This window comes from Sodaliphilus pleomorphus, assembly GCF_009676955.1.
Classification (GTDB): Bacteria; Bacteroidota; Bacteroidia; order Bacteroidales; family Muribaculaceae; genus Sodaliphilus; species Sodaliphilus pleomorphus.
Genome location: NZ_CP045696.1, coordinates 118,469 through 136,218, shown reverse-complemented (window position 1 = coordinate 136,218; position 17,750 = coordinate 118,469). Strand labels below are relative to the sequence as shown.

Below are 17,750 nucleotides of genomic sequence, written 5' to 3'. Positions count from 1 at the left end.
GTGTGAGGTTTGATGATAAAAGCCCTGCACTTTTTCTTTTTTGAAGTCAATTGTCGAAATGCCATTCTTGTGATGGCACTTCGACAGCCTGCATAATAAGGCCTGAACTTCATTTTTCAAAAATAGTTAATAAAGGTGGAATTTGCAAGCGATAATCATGGTGCAGGGGAAAATTTAATAAAGAAATAGATGGGGCAGCGTCAAAATAGCTGCAAACTATTTTGACAATGCCCCATCGCAACATACAGTAGTGGAGATGGAGGGGTTTGAACCCTCGTCCAAACGCGGAACCAATGGGCTTTCTACATGCTTAGTTTTGACTTGGTTTTCGTCTGCCGGCAGGATCAAAACTACCAACCTGCAGCTTAGTCTCTAAATTTCAAGCTCGGTACGAGACTTGCCTCGCTCTATTTCCGATATTCCAGCACCACCTTGTCGAAACGCCTCGGAACAACGGCAATCGGGTGATGTCTCGTCACTGCCACCTTGGACAGTGATAAAGCCAGTTTACTATACTTCGACTAGGCAGCGAGAGCGTAGTTGTTTTCGCCAGTTAAAATTTATGATGTCGAATTTTTAAGAGCACAGGCACCGTCGCTCTGCATGCTTACTCACCGACTCTACACGCTGTCAAAGCCAAATCATCCCCTTTTTAGACGTGTCGTCTTTATCGGCACAATAAGTGAGTGCAAATATAGACATTTTTTTTAGTACGCCAAAATCATGCCGTTTTTTTATTCTATCATTGATAAAATCGCTAATTTTGCAAAATCGATGAAAAAGAAATTTCTCACACATTGCCTACTCCCCCTTTGGGCATTGATGCTGTCGCTGGCATCGTGTGACTCGACAGGCGTCGGTACCGAGCAAGGCGACTATGTGGTAGCAATCGAAGTCGACAGCTTGAAGTGCGATAGCGTGTCGCTTGTTGTGGTTGAACCTGCCTACAACGCGTTGCGCAGTTTGGGCCATCGCCGGCTCAAGAATGGCAAAGCCTCATTCAAGGGGCAGATTGACTCGCCGCGCATTGCCATGCTCAAGCTCAATCGTGCAAGCAAGCCGTTTTATTTCATTCTCGAGCCATGCACCACAAGCATCACTATTGATCGCCAGCGTATCATAGTGTGGGGCGGAAAAGTCAATCACGAGTATTTCTCTCATGTGCGGCGTCGAGGCCGGCTCATTGCTCTTGCCGACTCGGTAAGAGCCTCCTATGCCCGCTCTCTTGCCGACAGCACACTCACACCAGGGCGTGAAGCCTGGCTGCTCATGCGCAACGACCGACTTCACAACTCGTTGCAGGCGATGACGCTGCATCTTGTCAAGCGTACCGATGTGGTGGGGGCACTGTATCGCGACCAGTATGGTGCCGATTTGGATTCGGCTCATTACGTGCAATTGCTCATCAAGCGTTGACGGCTTACTAAGCACTTGCACAACCTATAAAACAACAAGAACACTGGCCACATGACCAGTGTTCTTTATATGGTAGATGGATTGAGATCCTCGTTATTCGGCAACTACCTCAAAGGGGATAGTGACTTGCACTTCCTTGTGCAACTTCACCACGGCCTCATACTTGCCAACTTCCTTCACAGCACCCTTGATGCTGATGAGCTTACGGTCGATCTCATGACCCTCTTTGGCAAGTGCGTCGGCAATCTGGATAGGAGTGACCGAACCAAAGATTGTGCCGGTCGAGCTCACCTTGGCGCCGATAGTGAGAGCCACGCCTTCCAGTGTCTTGGCCACTGCCTCGGCATCGGCCTTGATCTTGGCCAGCTTGTGAGCACGCTGGCGCTGGTTCTCGGCAAGCACTTTCAGTGCCGACTCGCTGGCGATGACAGCTTTGCCCTGGGGAATGAGGTAATTGCGGCCGTAACCGTTCTTCACTTCTACAACATCATCCTTGTATCCAAGGTTGGTGATATCTTCTTTCAATATAATTTTCATAATTTACTTTTCCTTCCTTGTTTAAAAATTATTTCATCAAATCGGTAACATATGGAAGCAAAGCCAAGTGGCGTGCACGCTTCACAGCCTTGGCTACTCTTCTTTGGAACTTCAGCGAAGTACCGGTGATGCGACGAGGAAGGATTTTGCCCTGCTCGTTCAAGAATTTCTTCAGGAACTCAGGATCCTTATAGTCGATATACTTGATACCGCTTCTCTTGAAACGGCAATATTTTTTCTTTTTGGTGTCAACCGACAGTGGAGTCAGGTAACGAATTTCTGATTGAGTCTGTGCCATAAGTTAAATCTCCTTTTTCTTTAGTCTTCTTTTTTGGTTTCTTCTTTAGCGGGCTCGGTAGCGGGGGCAGCCTCTGCTGCGGGCTCGGCAGCCTTTTCTTCTTTTGCAGTTTTCTTCAAGCTGCGACGCTTGATAGCATACTCCTCGGCATACTTGTCGAGACGGAAGGTCAAGAAACGGAGCACTTTCTCATCGCGGCGGTAAGCGGTTTCCAGCTTGTTCACGATAGTGGGCTCTCCATCAAATTCCAGGAGGGTGTAGAAGCCAGTGGTCTTCTTTTGGATGGGATAGGCCAGCTTGCGCATACCCCAATTCTCTTCGTTGACAACGGTTGCACCATTGCTGGTGAGCACTGTCTTGAATTTTTCTACCGCTTCCTTCATCTGAGGCTCAGATAAAACGGGAGTTAAAATGAAAACGGTTTCGTAATGATTCATATTACTTTGTTGGTTTTGAAATTAATAATTTGCTTTTTTACAAAAAGCGGTGCAAAATTACTAATTATTTTTTGCTCGTGCAAGTGCCAAAGGCGTGAAAGGTCAACATTTTACAATTTTTTTTGGGCATCGATGTGCACTTCACGCGCAATTGTTGCTCGGCATGCGACATAAGCGCGAGAGCGTGAATCTTGCTCATTAAACCAATTGTAATACTTTATTTCATTTTTTTAATAAACGGGCACAAGTTGCACATTTATCATTAATATGTGTTATTTCACAACTGCCGTGTAAGGTTTTTTCACTATTTTTGAGTAAATTCGCACCTTGAAAATGAGTTTGTATGTCTCAATAGCTTAAGACGGATGTCATGGCTATTGACAGAGCTAAGGCTCGCATTTTGATTTTCAAGTATTTAATTTATAATAATATAAAACCAAAATTATTGATGAAGACAATTTACACATTCGGCAATGGCAAAGCAGAAGGCCGTGCCGACATGAGAGATCTCCTCGGCGGCAAAGGTGCCAACCTTGCCGAAATGAACTTGATCGGGGTTCCTGTACCTCCAGGTTTCACAATCACGACCGACGTATGCAAACTTTACGTTTCCAAGGGTCGTGAAGCTGTGGTCGAGCTGATCAAAGACGACGTAGTGAAGTCGATACATCACATCGAAAGCCTCACTGGCAATAAATTTGACGATCCCGACAACCCGCAGCTCGTTTCGGTGCGTTCGGGCGCTCCAATATCCATGCCTGGCATGATGGACACTGTGCTCAACTTAGGCATAAACGATGCCGTGGCCGAGACCCTTGCAAAGAAGAGCGGCAACCCCCGTTTTGCATGGGACAGCTACCGCCGTTTTGTGCAGATGTATGGCGATGTTGTGCTTGGCATGAAGCCACAAAACAAGACCGATATCGATCCCTTTGAGGAAATTATCGACAAGGTGAAGGCCGAAAAGGGCGTGAAACTCGACATCGAGCTCGACGTCGACGACTTGAAGAAACTCACAGTTCTCTTTAAAGAGGCTGTGAAGAAAAATACTGGCAAGGAATTCCCAACCAGTGCCTGGGACCAGCTGTGGGGCGCCATATATGCCGTTTTCGACAGTTGGAACAACGACAGAGCAATACTCTACAGGCAGATGAACCAGATCCCCGACGAGATAGGTACTGCCGTCAACGTCCAGGCCATGGTTTATGGCAACATGGGCAACACTTCGGCCACAGGTGTGGCCTTCTCTCGCGATGCAGCTACAGGCGAGAACATCTTCAACGGCGAGTATTTGATCAATGCCCAGGGTGAGGATGTGGTCTCGGGCGTGCGCACCCCGCAGCAAATCATGACCGAGGGCAGTCGCCGCTGGGCCGAGTTGCAGGGCATCGACGAGGAGGAGCGCAAGGCAAAGTATCCCTCACTTGAAGAGACCATGCCCGAGTGTGCAGCTCAGCTCGTTGAAATACAGCAGCGCCTCGAGAATCATTATCACGACATGCAAGACATGGAGTTTACCATCCAAAATGGCAAACTCTGGCTGTTGCAGACTCGCAACGGCAAGCGCACGGGAGCTGCCATGGTGAAGATTGCCATGGACCTTTTGCGTGAAGGCCAAATCGACGAGAAAACAGTGATCAAACGCATTGAGCCCACCAAGCTCGACGAGTTGTTGCATCCCGTCTTCGACAAGGCTGCTCTCGATTCGGCCCGCCGCGTTGCCAAGGGCTTGCCTGCATCGCCAGGTGCTGCAAGCGGTCAAATTGTGTTTTTTGCCGATGATGCCGAGAAATGGGCTCAGGACGGCAAGCAGGTGATCATGGTGCGTCTCGAGACATCGCCCGAGGACCTGCGCGGCATGACCGTGGCTCAAGGCATCCTTACCAACCGCGGCGGCATGACCTCGCACGCTGCCGTCGTGGCTCGCGGCATGGGCAAGTGCTGCGTGTCGGGGGCAGGCGAAATCAAGGTGAGCTACAAGAACCGCACTGTAGAAATGGGCGGGAAGACTTATCACGAGGGCGACTGGATTTCACTCAACGGTAGCACTGGCAAGGTCTATGACGGCCAGGTGAAGACTGTGGATGTCGACATGAGCGGCGACTTTAAGGCAGTGATGGACTTGGCCGACAAATACACTAAGATGCAAGTCTACACCAATGCCGACTCGCCACGTGATGCCAAGGTTGCACGCCGGTTCGGCGCCAAGGGCATCGGTCTGTGCCGCACCGAGCACATGTTCTTCGAGGGCGACCGCATCAAGGCCATGCGCGAGATGATCATCGCCGAGAATGTTGAGCGCCGCAAGGCCGCTCTTGCCAAGCTGCTACCGCTGCAGCGTGGCGACTTCGAAGGCATGTTTGAGGCGATGAGTGGCTATGAAGTCACAATTCGCCTTCTCGACCCGCCATTGCACGAGTTTGTGCCTCAAGACACAGCCTCCCAAGAAGAGCTTGCACAAGAGCTGGGTGTCACGCTCGACCACATCAAGCATGTAGTTGCAAGCCTCAAGGAGGTCAATCCCATGCTTGGTCACCGCGGCTGCCGCCTGGGCAATACCTATCCCGAAATCACCGAGATGCAGACGCGTGCCATCATCGAGGCTGCCATCAATGTGCAGGACAAGGGCTTCGAGGTTCATCCCAAGATCATGATCCCGCTGGTGGGCGTGTACAACGAGATCAAGATGCAGGCCGACATTATCAACCGCACGGCCGAAGCTGTCTTCAAGGAGCGCGGCAAGCGCGTGTCCTACAAGATAGGTACTATGATTGAAATACCACGTGCCGCACTCATTGCCGACCAAATCGCCAAGGTTGCCGACTTCTTCTCGTTTGGTACCAACGACTTGACCCAAATGACATTCGGTTACAGTCGCGACGATGTGGGCAAATTCCTCAACGACTACATCAAGGCAGGTATCCTCAAGAACGATCCTTTCCAGATTCTTGACCAAGAAGGCGTGGGCCAACTCATCAAGATGGCTGCCCAGAAAGGCCGTGCCACCAAGCCCAACATCAACCTGGGCATCTGCGGCGAGCATGGCGGCGAGCCTTCGAGCGTGAAGTTCTGTGCAAGCCTGAACTTCGACTACGTGTCGTGCTCTCCCTACCGTGTGCCCATTGCACGCATCGCTGCCGCCCAGGGCGCTCTGGAGAACTAAGACAAGGCAAAATAAAATAATACCTCAACTTATCAGGAGGCTGTGTCGTAATAACGGTTTACGGGGCAGCCTCTGTTTTTTATCTACTGAAGTTTGGATATTTTCAGGTGGCCAAATAACCCTTTCGTGCGAGGTGGGTGTAGATGCACGTCACAGAAAGGAATCAACGGTTTACGCGACATGGGTGAGCAGCATGTGCAGGAGAGCGACGACGGAAGCGTTGTGATCTATGACCCGGAGAGAGGCGAAAATTAGCTAATTTTGCACTTGCCACTTGACTCTACATAATCACATTTCCTGCATGGCACTGTTGAAAGAATGGATTATTTCGTTTAATTTTGTGGCAGGTAAAAGTAAATGCAGAGTTAAACAAGGAGCTGCAATTGCACCGCTCTAAACAATATTGAGATGGAAAGTTACTTGCAAGTTGAGAACCTGAGTAAATCGTGGGGGTATGACACACTGTTTCAGCACGTCACTTTCGGCGTGAATGAGGGAGAAAAGATTGGTTTAATTGCTAAAAACGGCTCGGGGAAGTCGACCCTGCTGAGCATCATTGCTGGTGAGGCCGACCAAGATGACGGCACGGTAATCTTTCGCAACGGGCTGCGGGTGGGCTACTTGAAACAGATGCCAACCTTCGACGGCAGCCGCACGGTCATCGACACCTGTCTCACGGGCGACGATGCAAGGAGTATTGCAGTGAAGCACTATGAGGAGGCCATAAAGCATGGCGGCAATGAGCTGATGACCACTGCAATCCAGGCAATGGACAACGCAGGAGCCTGGGACTATGAGGATCGCTTCAAGCAGATTTTGTCTCAACTCAAAATCGACGACATCGACCAGCCTGTGTCGCAGCTCTCGGGTGGACAGATAAAACGGGTGGCACTGGCCAAGATATTGATCGACGAGCCACAATTCCTGATGCTCGACGAGCCTACCAATCACCTCGACATCGACATGATAGAGTGGCTCGAGGACTACTTGACCCGGAGCCACATGACCATATTGATGGTGACGCACGACCGCTATTTCCTCGACAAGATATGCACCAAAATATTGGAACTCGACCAGGCGGGCATCTACAGCTACAGTGGCAATTACAATTATTATCTTGAAAAGCGTGCCGAGCGCATCGACGCCCAAAATGCGGCTGTCGACAAAGCCCGCAACCTGTTGAGAACCGAACTGGAGTGGATGCGGCGCCAGCCGCAAGCACGTGCCCACAAGGCGCAGTACCGCATCGATGCGTTCTACGACTTGCGCGAGCGCGCCCAAGTGCGACGCGATGAGGGCAACGTGAAGCTCAACGTGAAGGCAGGCTACATAGGCAACAAGATTTTTATCGCCCACCATGTGAGCAAGCGATTTGGCGACAAGGTGATACTCAACGATTTCAACTACACATTTGCCCGCTATGAGAAACTGGGCATTGTGGGCGACAATGGGGTGGGGAAGTCAACCTTTATCAAGCTGCTGCTCGACAAGCTGCAGCCCGACAGCGGCAACTTTGAAATAGGCACCACAGTGAAATTCGGCTACTACAGCCAGGATGGAATCAACTTTGACGAGGGGAAAAAAGTGATCGATGCCGTGCGTGATGTGGCCGAGTACATCTATTTCGACGAGAAGACCCATTACACGGCGTCACAATTCCTGCAACTGTTTTTGTTCACACCTGCCGATCAGCAAAAGCTAATCGAGAAATTGAGCGGAGGGGAGAAACGCAGGCTATATCTTGCTACGGTACTGTTGCAGAAGCCCAATTTCCTGATACTCGACGAGCCCACCAACGACCTCGACATTCCCACCCTCGAGATTCTCGAGGATTACCTCTCACGGTTCAACGGGTGCTTGATTGTGGTGAGCCACGACCGGTTTTTCATGGACCGTGTGGTCGACCACACCTTTGTGTTTATGGGCAATGGCGTGATCAAGGATTTTCCGGGCAACTATAGTGAGTACCGTGCATGGAAAGAATATCACGAGAAAGCCGCTGCCACAGCTGCCAGGCCGGCCACAACTGTCAAGGCCAAGCCACAGCGGGCCAACACGCACGACAACAGCAATCGCCTCACCTATAAAGAGAAGAAAGAGCTCGAAGCACTCACGCAAGAGCTTGAAAGCCTCAACAAGGAGAAAAGAGAGCTGGAAACACTCTTCGATAGCGGTGCTGCCATTGATGACATTGCCAGCAAGGCAGCCCGCTATGAAGAAGTGAAAAATTTGATTGACGAAAAAGAGCTCAGATGGCTCGAGTTGAGTGAGAAGGATGAGAAGTAGTGGCTTCAGCCTTATTTCTCAACCAGGATGCGAGCATCTACAGCGACCACATCGTTCTCGTCGGCCAGCAGTGGGTTGATATCCATCTCTTTGATTTCGGTGGCAAACCGCAACAGCGTCGACAGGCGCACGATAATCTCGGCATAGCGCTTTTGGTTGATACCCTTTTGCCCACGAGTGCCTTCTATGATTTTGTAGGCCCTTAGAGAGTGGATCATTGACTCGGCCTCGGCATAGCTGAGTGGGGCCAGGCCGCTCGACACGTCTTTGAGCACCTCAACAAAGATGCCTCCAAGGCCGCACAGCACCACGTGGCCAAAGCGTGGCTCATACTTGGCTCCGATGAAGAGTTCGGTTCCCTTGAGCATCTTCTGCACCATGATGGCACGAGCATCCTTGATTTTCATCATGCGGTCAAACTCCAGTTCCAGATGTTTAGCGCTGCGTATGTTTAGTGCCACACCACCCACATCGCTCTTGTGAACAGGCCCTACGACCTTGGCTACGATGGGATAGCCTATCTCCTCGGCAAAAGCGATGAGCTTCTCTTTGGAATCGCTCACCATCTCGGGCGCCATCGGAATTTTGGCACAAGCCAGCAGTTCACGCACCTTGCCAGGCGCGATATATCCATTGTCGTGAATGCCGTCGATGATTTTCCTGATGCCGGGCACATCAACACCTGCAAGCTCAATCTCGGACGGGGCAGGTTGTGGCGTCTTCATCACCTGTGTGAGCGCAGTGGCAAGGGTCACCTCGTCGCTGAAATTGACATGGCCTTTCTCCAGGAATTCGGCCACCTCGGGACCAGCCGTGTTAAGACAGGGCAGGATGGGGAAAACCGGCTTCTTGCATTCCAGTATTTTCTTGTGCAGCACGTCGTAGGCCTCATACAGCTTGACAAGGCCTGGAGTGCCGAAGATGACGCATATGGCATCGATGCCCTTAAACTTGTGCTCGCAGTAGTCGATGGCGATGCCCAGCTGCTCGGGTGTGCCGGTGGCAAGAATGTCGATGGGATTGGAAACCGACGAGCCAGCGAAGAGCTTGCTCTTGAGTTCCTCGGCAACTGGGCCGTCGAGCTTAGGCACATTGAGTCCGCCCTTAGACAAGGCATCGGTGAGCATCACACCAGGACCGCCAGCATGAGTGACGATTGCGATGTTTTTGCCCGTGATGGGTGGCAGGGTGAAGATGCAGCCCACCGTTGTGAGCTCTTCGCGCGAGAAGCAGCGCACGATGCCAGCCTTGCGGAAGAGTGCCTCGACAGCCGAGTCGCTGCTTGCGATGGCTCCGGTGTGTGACGATGCTGCACGACTGCCGCTCTCGCTCGAACCTGCCTTGATAGCAGCAATGCGACAGCCCTTGCGAATGAGTGAACTGGCGTGCAGCAAGAGCTTGTCGGGGTCATTGATATTCTCGATGTAGAGCAACTTCACCTTAGAGTCCTTGTCGGGGTCGAAATGCTCGTCCATGTACTGCAGCACGTCTTCAATACCGATCTGCTTGCCATTGCCAGTCGACCACACCGAGTTGAATTGCAGGCCCTTGATCACAGCCGACTCAAGAATAAACACCGCAGTAGCTCCCGAGCCGCTCAGAAAGTCAACACCCTGGGGATGAAGTTTGGGAATGGGCTTGGTGAAAACGCTGTGGTGAAAATTGTTGAGCAAGCCAATGCAGTTGGGTCCTATGAGCGCACACTTGTATTTCTCGCAAGTGTCGAGGATGTGCTGCTCAAGGGCGGCGCCTTCTTTGGTCTCCTCGCCAAAACCTGCCGAGATGATGATAAAGGCCTTCACATTTTTCTCGGCAGCCAGGTAGTCGACATAGCCCGGACAGAACTTGGCAGCCACGACAAGAATGGCCAAGTCGGTGGGAGGAATCTCCTGGGCGTCGTGAAACACCTTGATGCCCTGCACCTCGTCTTCTTTGGGGTTGATGATGCGCAGGGTGCCCTTGTAGCCACCTTGAATGATGTTTCTCACGATGGCGCCGCCAGGCTTGTGCACATTGTTGCTGCCACCCACTACCACGATGCTTTGTGGTTTCAAAAGCTGTTGATTAATCATAGTTGTTCAGTTATAGAATTGTGGTTTATTAGTTCCACAAAGCTATAAAATTTTATTGAAAGGGACAACAAAAAATCCAAGATGAATAATCGATTTTTATTCAACTATTTCTTTGCCATGTGAAAAAAAGTTTCTATCTTTCCTAATTTGACAGTTTGTTGTATTAACGTGTTACTACACAATACTTTACATAGTAAAGTAATGTAGCTAATTTTTCGGTGCTGCAAGGATTAACCTTTGTTAACCTTTCGGTAGAACGCGTTCATCGCTGCTTTTGTGATTATCTGTTTGTTAACTTCCACACCGGCAAGCTCTTGCAGTTGGTCGGTGAGGCTGGTGCGCTGGAACATGGGCACGTATCCCAGTCCCTGGATTTGTCCGAAGCGCAGGTTCTGGAGAGTGTCGATCAGCTGGTCGACGGTCAGGGGGTGCTCCTTGTAGGCCTCGGGGAACGAGTCGGCCAGCTGCTTTTGCAGGAGCTTGAGCAGCAGCAGTGCGAGGAAGCAGACGAGGAAGTGGGAGCGGATGCGGTCCTGCCTGGAGAGGTAGACGGGTCTGGCCTCGAGGTGGGTCTTGGTGGTGCGGAACAGGTGCTCTATCTCGTGATGGAAGGAGCGTGCCTTGAGCACGAACGCGGCCTCGTCGTCGAGCGAGGTGGCGTAGGCGTAGAAGCCGTCGAGCTTCTCCTCCTGCCCTAGGATGTCGTCATTGATGACCATCTCGGTCTTGACGGCCGTCTGTCCGTCGTCGGTCTTGTGTATGGTCTCTATGTAGTTGAGCGGTGACTGCTGCGAGCGGCGCGGGTTGGCCTGCCCCCTGGCCACTATCTTCCTGGCCGCCGCGAGGCGCTCGGCGCGCTTGTGCCTGAGGAAGAGGGCGAAGTCGTGGCTGTAGGTGATGATGACCCTCTCGGCCCTGGAGGAGCTTTGCCATTGCCTGATGCGTCGCCCCCGGGCGTCGACGGGCGTTGCGCCGGGGTTCTCCCTGCGGGCCTCGAGCCACTGCGGGTTGAGGCATTTCACGGTTTTGTCGACAAGTATCTCCTTGTAGAATGTGGTCTGGCGCAGCAGGGAGCTGTCAGCCTGGCCGCCCTCGCGCAGCACGTCCAGGTTGTAGAGGCCGCCGTCGGAGTACTTCTCGTGCAGCAGCCTGGCCTTTTCCCCGTCGGCGCAGTAGCCCAGCCTCCAGCCCCTGGGGTCGACGGCGGCCCGGCGGTCGGCGGCGGGCAGCGAGGGGATCGACTGGACGCAGATGTAGTCGCGGCCCTGGTCCATGTTGTAGCGCCGGTTGCCCTCCGAGGCCAGGCCGGCGTCGGTGGAGACGACGAACTCGGTCAGGCCGAACTTGCGCCTCAGCACATCCTCGAGCGGCTGGAGCGTGGCCTGCTCCGACTCGTTGCCCGGGAAGACCACAAAGGCCAGCGGGATGCCGTCCATGTCCATGAACATGCCCATCTGCACGATGGGGCTGGGCCGGTTCTCTTTCGACTTGCCGCGCTTGCGCAGCCCGGCCACGAGCTCGCCGGTCTCTATGTTCACCGTGTCCCTGTCGTTGTCCTCGATCTCGAAGTAGTAGTTGGTGCAGTCGTAGTAGATCACCCTGTCCCTGCGTTCCATGAACCTGGCCGAGCAGGCGTAGACGCCGGCCTGGATGTCGTCGATGTGGCCCGAGAGCAGGCTCAGGGCCCGGTACATGTCGGCCTCGCCGAACTTCGGGGGCCGCACCAGCCCCTGCGCCTTTCGCAGCGTCCTCTGCTTGGAGCAGGGGAAGAGCAGACGGCCCGTGACCAGCGTCCTCAATATCCCGTCGAGGTCGAACTTCGCCTTGCTCGCCTTCTTGATCTCGGCGCACATGCGGGGCAGGCCGAGCCTGTTGTAGAGCGGCAGCAGCATCAGGTCGCCGCCCGCCCGCAGAGGCAGGTCGCCCATCCCCACGGTCTGGCCCGGGTAGAAGTCAACCGAAATGCGCTCCCTGCCGGCCTTCTCCTCCTCGGTCATGCGGGCCGCCAGGTCCCTGACCCACTGGCGCGGGTCCTGGCAGCCGTACTTGCGCCTGATGTCCTCAAGCAGCCCCAGCCGCCTGACAGTCTTTGTGGTAGACTTGCCGTCGATGCGCACCGACTTCTGGATGTAAGCCCACGTGCCCTTCTTTGTAGTGCCGAATGTCGCCTTCATATCGATAATCCTTTAATGTAATAACTACTATTAGCTACAAATATACAAATAAAAAATGAACTGTGCAACAATTCATTAGAAAAAATTTTACACTCTAACTGTCAAAGTCCCGTCGTGAAACACCTTGATGCCCTGCACCTCGTCTTCTTTGGGGTTGATGATGCGCAGGGTGCCCTTGTAGCCACCTTGAATGATGTTTCTCACGATGGCGCCGCCAGGCTTGTGCACATTGTTGCTGCCACCCACTACCACGATGCTTTGTGGTTTCAAAAGCTGTTGATTAATCATAGTTGTTCAGTTATAGAATTGTGGTTTATTAGTTCCACAAAGCTATAAAATTTTATTGAAAGGGACAACAAAAAATCCAAGATGAATAATCGATTTTTATTCAACTATTTCTTTGCCATGTGAAAAAAAGTTTCTATCTTTGGGAGGTAACTATTGACTGACCTTTATCTTAAAAACAACTATGCAACAATTGAAGAGAAAATTACTTTTAGGAGACGAAGCAATCGCACAAGGAGCACTTGATGCGGGCTTGAGTGGCGTGTATGCCTACCCGGGCACACCGTCGACCGAGATCACCGAGTACATTCAAAACTCACAGCTTGCGGTGCAGCGTGGCGTGCACAGCCGTTGGTGCACCAATGAGAAAACTGCAATGGAGCAAGCTTTGGGAATGAGCTTCATGGGCAAGCGGGCACTGGTGTGCATGAAACATGTGGGCCTTAACGTGTGTGCCGATCCGTTTGTAAACTCGGCGATGACTGGTGTTAACGGCGGCTTGGTTGTGCTTGCTGCCGACGACCCGTCGATGCACTCCTCCCAGGATGAGCAAGACAGCCGCTTCTATGGCAAGTTTGCCATGATGCCCACTCTTGAGCCCAGCAACCAGCAAGAGGCCTACGACATGATGGCCCTGGCTTTTGATTTGTCGGAGAAAGTGAACCTTCCCGTGCTTGTGAGAGTGACCACCCGCATGGCTCATAGCAGGTCAGCAGTCTTGATAAAGGAAAAAGCGCGCGAGGAGAATGCTTTGAACTATGATGCCAAGGCATCTAACTGGGTGTTGCTGCCCGTGAACGCACGCAAGCGCAACGACGTGGTCACTGGCCAGCAGCCCGAGCTGGAACAGATGGCCGCCTCAAGCAAGTACAACGACTACTGCGATGGCAAAGACCACTCGCTGGGCATCATAGCATGTGGAATAGGCTACAATTATGTGATGGAGAATTTCCCCAAAGGCAGTCCCTATCCCATATTGAAAATCAGCCAGTATCCTCTACCCAAGGAAATGGTGAGGAAAATGACACTCGAGTGCCGGTCGGTCCTCATTGTTGAGGAAGGGCAGCCGTTTGTTGAAGAGCAGGTGAGAGGTGTCATGCCCGGAAATGCTTATATAAAAGGTAGGCTCTCGGGCGAACTGCCTCGCACTGGCGAGTTAACCCCCGATTTGGTAGCCACAGCACTGGGCTTCAAGCTGCATGAGAACTATGCTCCGTGTGAAGATGTGGTGCCACGCCCACCGGCATTCTGCCAGGGTTGCGGTCATCGCGACGTGTACACGGCACTCAACGAGGTGCTCAAAGACTACCCTGATGCACGCGTGTTTGGCGACATAGGTTGCTACACGCTGGGCTTCCTGCCCCCGTTCAAAGCCATACACTCGTGTGTCGACATGGGTGCCAGCATAGGCATGGCCAAGGGAGCTGCCGATGCCGGCCAATGGCCGTCGGTAGCCGTGATTGGCGACTCAACCTTCACCCACTCGGGCATGACAGGATTGCTCGATGCCATCAACGAGAACTCCAATATCACTGTGATCATAAGCGACAACCTGACAACGGCTATGACTGGCGGGCAGGATTCGGCAGGAACCAACAAGTTTGAAGCCATATGCCGGGGCCTCGGCCTCGACAATGAGCACTTGAAAGTGGTGGTGCCCATTCCCAAAAACATGCCTGAAATCACGCGTATATTGCGCGAGGAAATTGAGTACAAGGGCGTGAGTGTGATCATTCCCCGTCGCGAGTGCATGCAGACGCTGCAGCGTCATATCAAACAACAACGTTTAGCAAAGGAGGCAAAAAAATGAAAACTGATGTCATATTATGTGGTGTGGGTGGTCAAGGCATTCTCACCATTGCAACTATAATAGGTGAGGCTGCCATGCAGGAGAACCTCTACATCAAGCAGTCGGAGGTGCACGGCATGTCGCAGCGCGGCGGCGACGTGCAAAGCAACTTGAGAATTTCCAACATGCCTATCATGAGCGACTTGATTGCCGAGGGGAGCGCCGATGTCATCATTTCGATGGAACCCATGGAGGCGTTGCGCTATTTGCCCTACTTGAGCAAAGACGGTTGGGTGATCACGGCAAGCAAGCCGTTTGTCAACATTCCCAACTATCCCGATATGGCTAAGGTGGAGAGCGACCTCAACGCCCTTGAGCACGTCATCGTGCTCGACATCGAGCAACTGGCCAAAGACAACGGTATCGCCCGCTCGGCCAATGTAATTCTGCTTGGCGCAGCACAAAAGGCCCTTGGTATAGAGCTTGAAAAGCTGGAGGCAGCAACCCGCAGCGTGTTTGCCCGCAAGGGCGAGGCAGTAGTCGAAGCCAATCTCAAAGCACTGGCAATAGGTAAAGCAGCACAACGATGAGACCCACACCTATCGATAAGAAAATAGTAGACGACGCCATTGCCAAGCGCGACATTCAGGATTTCGCCTTTGCCACCATCAGAGAGGTTAAAGGTGTGGCCGAGGATGCCGAGCTGGCTTCGGGCGTGGAATTTATCAAGATGGAGATGGGCATTCCCGGCTTGCCGCCATCACAAGTGGGAGTGAAAGCACAAATCGAAGCGCTGAGCAATGGCATTGCAAGCATTTATCCCGACATACAGGGGGCACCGGTGCTCAAGGAGCAGGCGTCGCGATTTGTCAAAGCATTTATAGGTGTTGATATTGCCCCCGAGGGGTGCATACCCGTCACTGGGTCGATGCAAGGCACCTATGCGGCTTTCTGCCTGTGCTCTCAGTGTGACAAGAACCGTGACACAGTGCTCTTTATAGATCCTGGATTCCCAGTGCAGAAAATGCAGTTGAATGTACAGGGCATCAAGTATGAGACCTTCGACGTGTACGACTATCGCGGCGACAAACTGGGCCCCAAGTTGGAAAGCTACTTGTCGAGAGGCAACATATGTGCCATCATTTACAGCAATCCCAACAATCCGTCGTGGGTGTGCCTCGACGAGGAAGAGCTGGAAACGATAGGACATCTCGCTACCCGCTACAACGCTATTGTGCTTGAAGACCTGGCCTATTTTGCCATGGACTTCAGAAAGGAACTGGACGTTCCTTTCCAGCCTCCATATCAAGCCACCGTGGCTCGATACACCGACAATTACATGCTGTTCATCAGTGGCAGCAAGGCCTTCAGCTATGCTGGCGAGCGCATTGCTGTGGTGTGCATAGGCGATGCATTGTTCCATCGCCACTTCCAGGCTTTGTCTCAACGTTACGAGGGCCTGCCATTTGGCTTGGTCTTCTCTACGCGCATGCTCTATGCCATGTCGTCGGGCACGAGCCACAGTGCCCAATATGCCATGGCCGCCATCATGAAGGCTGCCAGCGACGGATCTTACAAGTTCAGGGAGGAAACCCGGGAATATGCTCGTCGTGCCCACAAGATGAAAGAAATATTCTTGCGCCACAACTTCTACATCGTGTATGACAAAGACCTGGACCAGCCCATAGCCGACGGTTTCTATTTCACCATAGGATATCCGGGAATGACTGGCGGCCAGCTTGCCCACGAGCTGATGTATTACGGTGTGAGCGCAATATGCCTTATCACTACAGGCAGCCATCAAGAGGGACTGAGGGTGTGCACGTCATTTATCAAGCCCCACCAGTTCCAGCTGCTTGACGAACGCATGAAAATTTTTGCTGAAAACAATCCAATTTAAAAATATAAATATAGCATGGAATTACCATTTGCAGAATCTTGGAAAATCAAGATGATTGAGCCCATACATCGCAGTACACGCGAGCAACGCGAGCAATGGCTGAAAGAGGCTCATTACAATGTGTTTCAATTGAGAGCCGACCAGGTCTACATCGACTTGCTCACCGACTCGGGTACGGGTGCAATGAGCGACCGCCAGTGGTCGGAGCTCATGCTTGGCGACGAAAGCTATGCAGGAGCGACATCGTTTTATAAATTTCAAGCGATGGTGCGAAAGATTTTCGGCTTTGAATATGTGATTCCTACCCACCAAGGGCGTGCTGCCGAGAATGTATTGTTCTCCTATCTTGTAAAGGAAGGCAATGTGATACCTGGCAACGCACACTTCGACACCACAAAGGGTCACATCGAAAGCCGTCATGCCTTTGCAGTCGACGTCACAATCGATGAGGCCAAAAACACACAGCTCGAGTTGCCTTTCAAGGGCAATGTGTCGCTTGAGAAGCTTGAGAAGGTGCTGGTCGAAAACAAGGGAAATGTGCCATTCATGGTGCTCACAGTCACCAACAACACCGTGGGTGGCCAGCCAGTGAGCATGCAAAACATCAAGGACACATGCCGCTTGTGCCACAAGTACAATGTGCCCGTGGTTGTCGACTCGGCCCGCTTTGCCGAGAATGCCTATTTCATTAAGACACGTGAGGCAGGCTATGCCGACAAGACGATTAAGGAAATCGTGCGCGAGATGTATGCCGAGGCCGATGCAGCCACCATGTCGTGCAAGAAAGATGCCATTGTGAACATGGGCGGTTTCATTGCCACCAACAACAAGCAGTGGTACGACGGCGCAATGCAGTTCTGCATTCCGTTTGAAGGGTATATCACCTATGGCGGCTTGAACGGCCGTGACTTGAATGCCATTGCCCAAGGTCTTGACGAGAACACCGAGTTCGACATGCTCAACACCCGCATCCATCAAGTGGCACATTTGGCTGCCAAGCTCGATGAATATGGGATACCATACCAGCGTCCAGCAGGCGGGCATGCAATATTTGTCGACGGTGATAAGGTGCTCGACCGCGTGCCAAAAGAGGAATTTCCTGCGCAACGACTCACGTGCGAGCTGTATCTCGAGGCAGGCATTCGTGCTTGTGAGATAGGGTATATCTTGGCCGACCGTGACCCTGTGACACACCAAAACCGCTTTGGCGGGCTCGACCTGGTGAGGTTGTGCATACCTCGCCGTGTGTATACCGACAATCACATGGATGTCGTTGCCGCCGCCATGAAGAATGTGTATGACCGCCGAGAAGAGGTCAATCACGGAGTGGCCATCGAGTGGGAAGCTCCATTGATGCGGCACTTTACCGTGCGACTCAAGATGCTTTAAGACA

General features: G+C 52.3%; 11 protein-coding genes, 1 other RNA gene and 2 pseudogenes. 7 read left to right on the top strand and 7 right to left on the bottom strand.

The features are described from left to right. Window positions 1–248: 248 nt before the first annotated feature. Window positions 249–649, bottom strand: a transfer-messenger RNA (tmRNA) gene (gene ssrA / locus GF423_RS00600). A gap of 125 nt (window positions 650–774) precedes the next feature. Here ssrA and GF423_RS00595 point away from each other — a divergent pair. After that, entirely contained in the window at window positions 775–1,416 is a 642-nt protein-coding gene (locus GF423_RS00595) for a DUF4369 domain-containing protein (protein ID WP_206113301.1), read from the top strand. A gap of 93 nt (window positions 1,417–1,509) precedes the next feature. Here GF423_RS00595 and rplI read toward each other — a convergent pair whose 3' ends face one another. The 3 genes and pseudogenes from rplI to rpsF all read right to left on the bottom strand — a co-directional run. Continuing rightward, window positions 1,510–1,953: a 50S ribosomal protein L9 gene (rplI, locus tag GF423_RS00590; protein WP_154326514.1), complete on the bottom strand. Its 444-nt coding sequence runs from the start codon at window positions 1,951–1,953 to the stop codon at window positions 1,510–1,512. 28 nt (window positions 1,954–1,981) lie between these two features. Further along, window positions 1,982–2,251 (bottom strand): 30S ribosomal protein S18, encoded by a 270-nt coding sequence (gene rpsR / locus GF423_RS00585; RefSeq protein ID WP_154326513.1) that lies wholly within the window; start codon window positions 2,249–2,251, stop codon window positions 1,982–1,984. Between the two features lie 95 nt (window positions 2,252–2,346). Then, window positions 2,347–2,688, bottom strand: a pseudogene (gene rpsF, locus GF423_RS00580) (30S ribosomal protein S6); the annotation flags it as partial. Window positions 2,689–3,136: 448 nt separating this feature from the next. On the opposite strand from rpsF, the gene ppdK reads away from it, so the two are divergent. Both ppdK and GF423_RS00570 read left to right on the top strand, forming a co-directional pair. Further along, window positions 3,137–5,851 (top strand): pyruvate, phosphate dikinase, encoded by a 2,715-nt coding sequence (gene ppdK, locus GF423_RS00575; protein ID WP_154326511.1) that lies wholly within the window; start codon window positions 3,137–3,139, stop codon window positions 5,849–5,851. 408 nt (window positions 5,852–6,259) lie between these two features. Then, window positions 6,260–8,137 (top strand): ABC-F family ATP-binding cassette domain-containing protein, encoded by a 1,878-nt coding sequence (locus tag GF423_RS00570; RefSeq protein ID WP_154326510.1) that lies wholly within the window; start codon window positions 6,260–6,262, stop codon window positions 8,135–8,137. 11 nt (window positions 8,138–8,148) lie between these two features. Here GF423_RS00570 and GF423_RS00565 read toward each other — a convergent pair whose 3' ends face one another. The 3 genes and pseudogenes from GF423_RS00565 to GF423_RS00555 form a co-directional block, all read right to left on the bottom strand. Beyond that, window positions 8,149–10,209, bottom strand: coding sequence for an acetate--CoA ligase family protein (locus GF423_RS00565; protein WP_154326509.1), 2,061 nt, complete (start codon window positions 10,207–10,209; stop codon window positions 8,149–8,151). A gap of 230 nt (window positions 10,210–10,439) precedes the next feature. Next, the gene (locus GF423_RS00560) at window positions 10,440–12,383 is read right to left on the bottom strand and encodes an IS1634 family transposase (protein WP_154326416.1); all 1,944 of its coding nucleotides are present in this window, start codon (window positions 12,381–12,383) and stop codon (window positions 10,440–10,442) included. A gap of 111 nt (window positions 12,384–12,494) precedes the next feature. Then, window positions 12,495–12,671: pseudogene (locus tag GF423_RS00555) on the bottom strand (CoA-binding protein); the annotation flags it as partial. Between the two features lie 181 nt (window positions 12,672–12,852). Between GF423_RS00555 and GF423_RS00550 the strand changes: the two are divergent. Genes GF423_RS00550 through GF423_RS00535 form a run of 4 tightly spaced genes read left to right on the top strand, consistent with a single transcriptional unit; the run spans window position 12,853 to window position 17,746 of the window. Further along, entirely contained in the window at window positions 12,853–14,478 is a 1,626-nt protein-coding gene (locus GF423_RS00550) for a thiamine pyrophosphate-dependent enzyme (RefSeq protein WP_154326507.1), read from the top strand. Continuing rightward, window positions 14,475–15,047, top strand: a complete 573-nt coding sequence (locus GF423_RS00545; protein ID WP_154326506.1) for an indolepyruvate oxidoreductase subunit beta — start codon at window positions 14,475–14,477, stop codon at window positions 15,045–15,047. The genes GF423_RS00550 and GF423_RS00545 overlap by 4 nt, the downstream gene beginning before the upstream one ends. Continuing rightward, on the top strand, window positions 15,044–16,357 hold the full coding sequence (locus GF423_RS00540; protein ID WP_154326505.1) for an aminotransferase class I/II-fold pyridoxal phosphate-dependent enzyme: 1,314 nt from the start codon (window positions 15,044–15,046) through the stop codon (window positions 16,355–16,357). The genes GF423_RS00545 and GF423_RS00540 overlap by 4 nt, the downstream gene beginning before the upstream one ends. Before the next feature lie 15 nt (window positions 16,358–16,372). Then, window positions 16,373–17,746, top strand: coding sequence for a tryptophanase TnaA (locus GF423_RS00535; protein WP_154326504.1), 1,374 nt, complete (start codon window positions 16,373–16,375; stop codon window positions 17,744–17,746). Window positions 17,747–17,750: the final 4 nt, after the last annotated feature.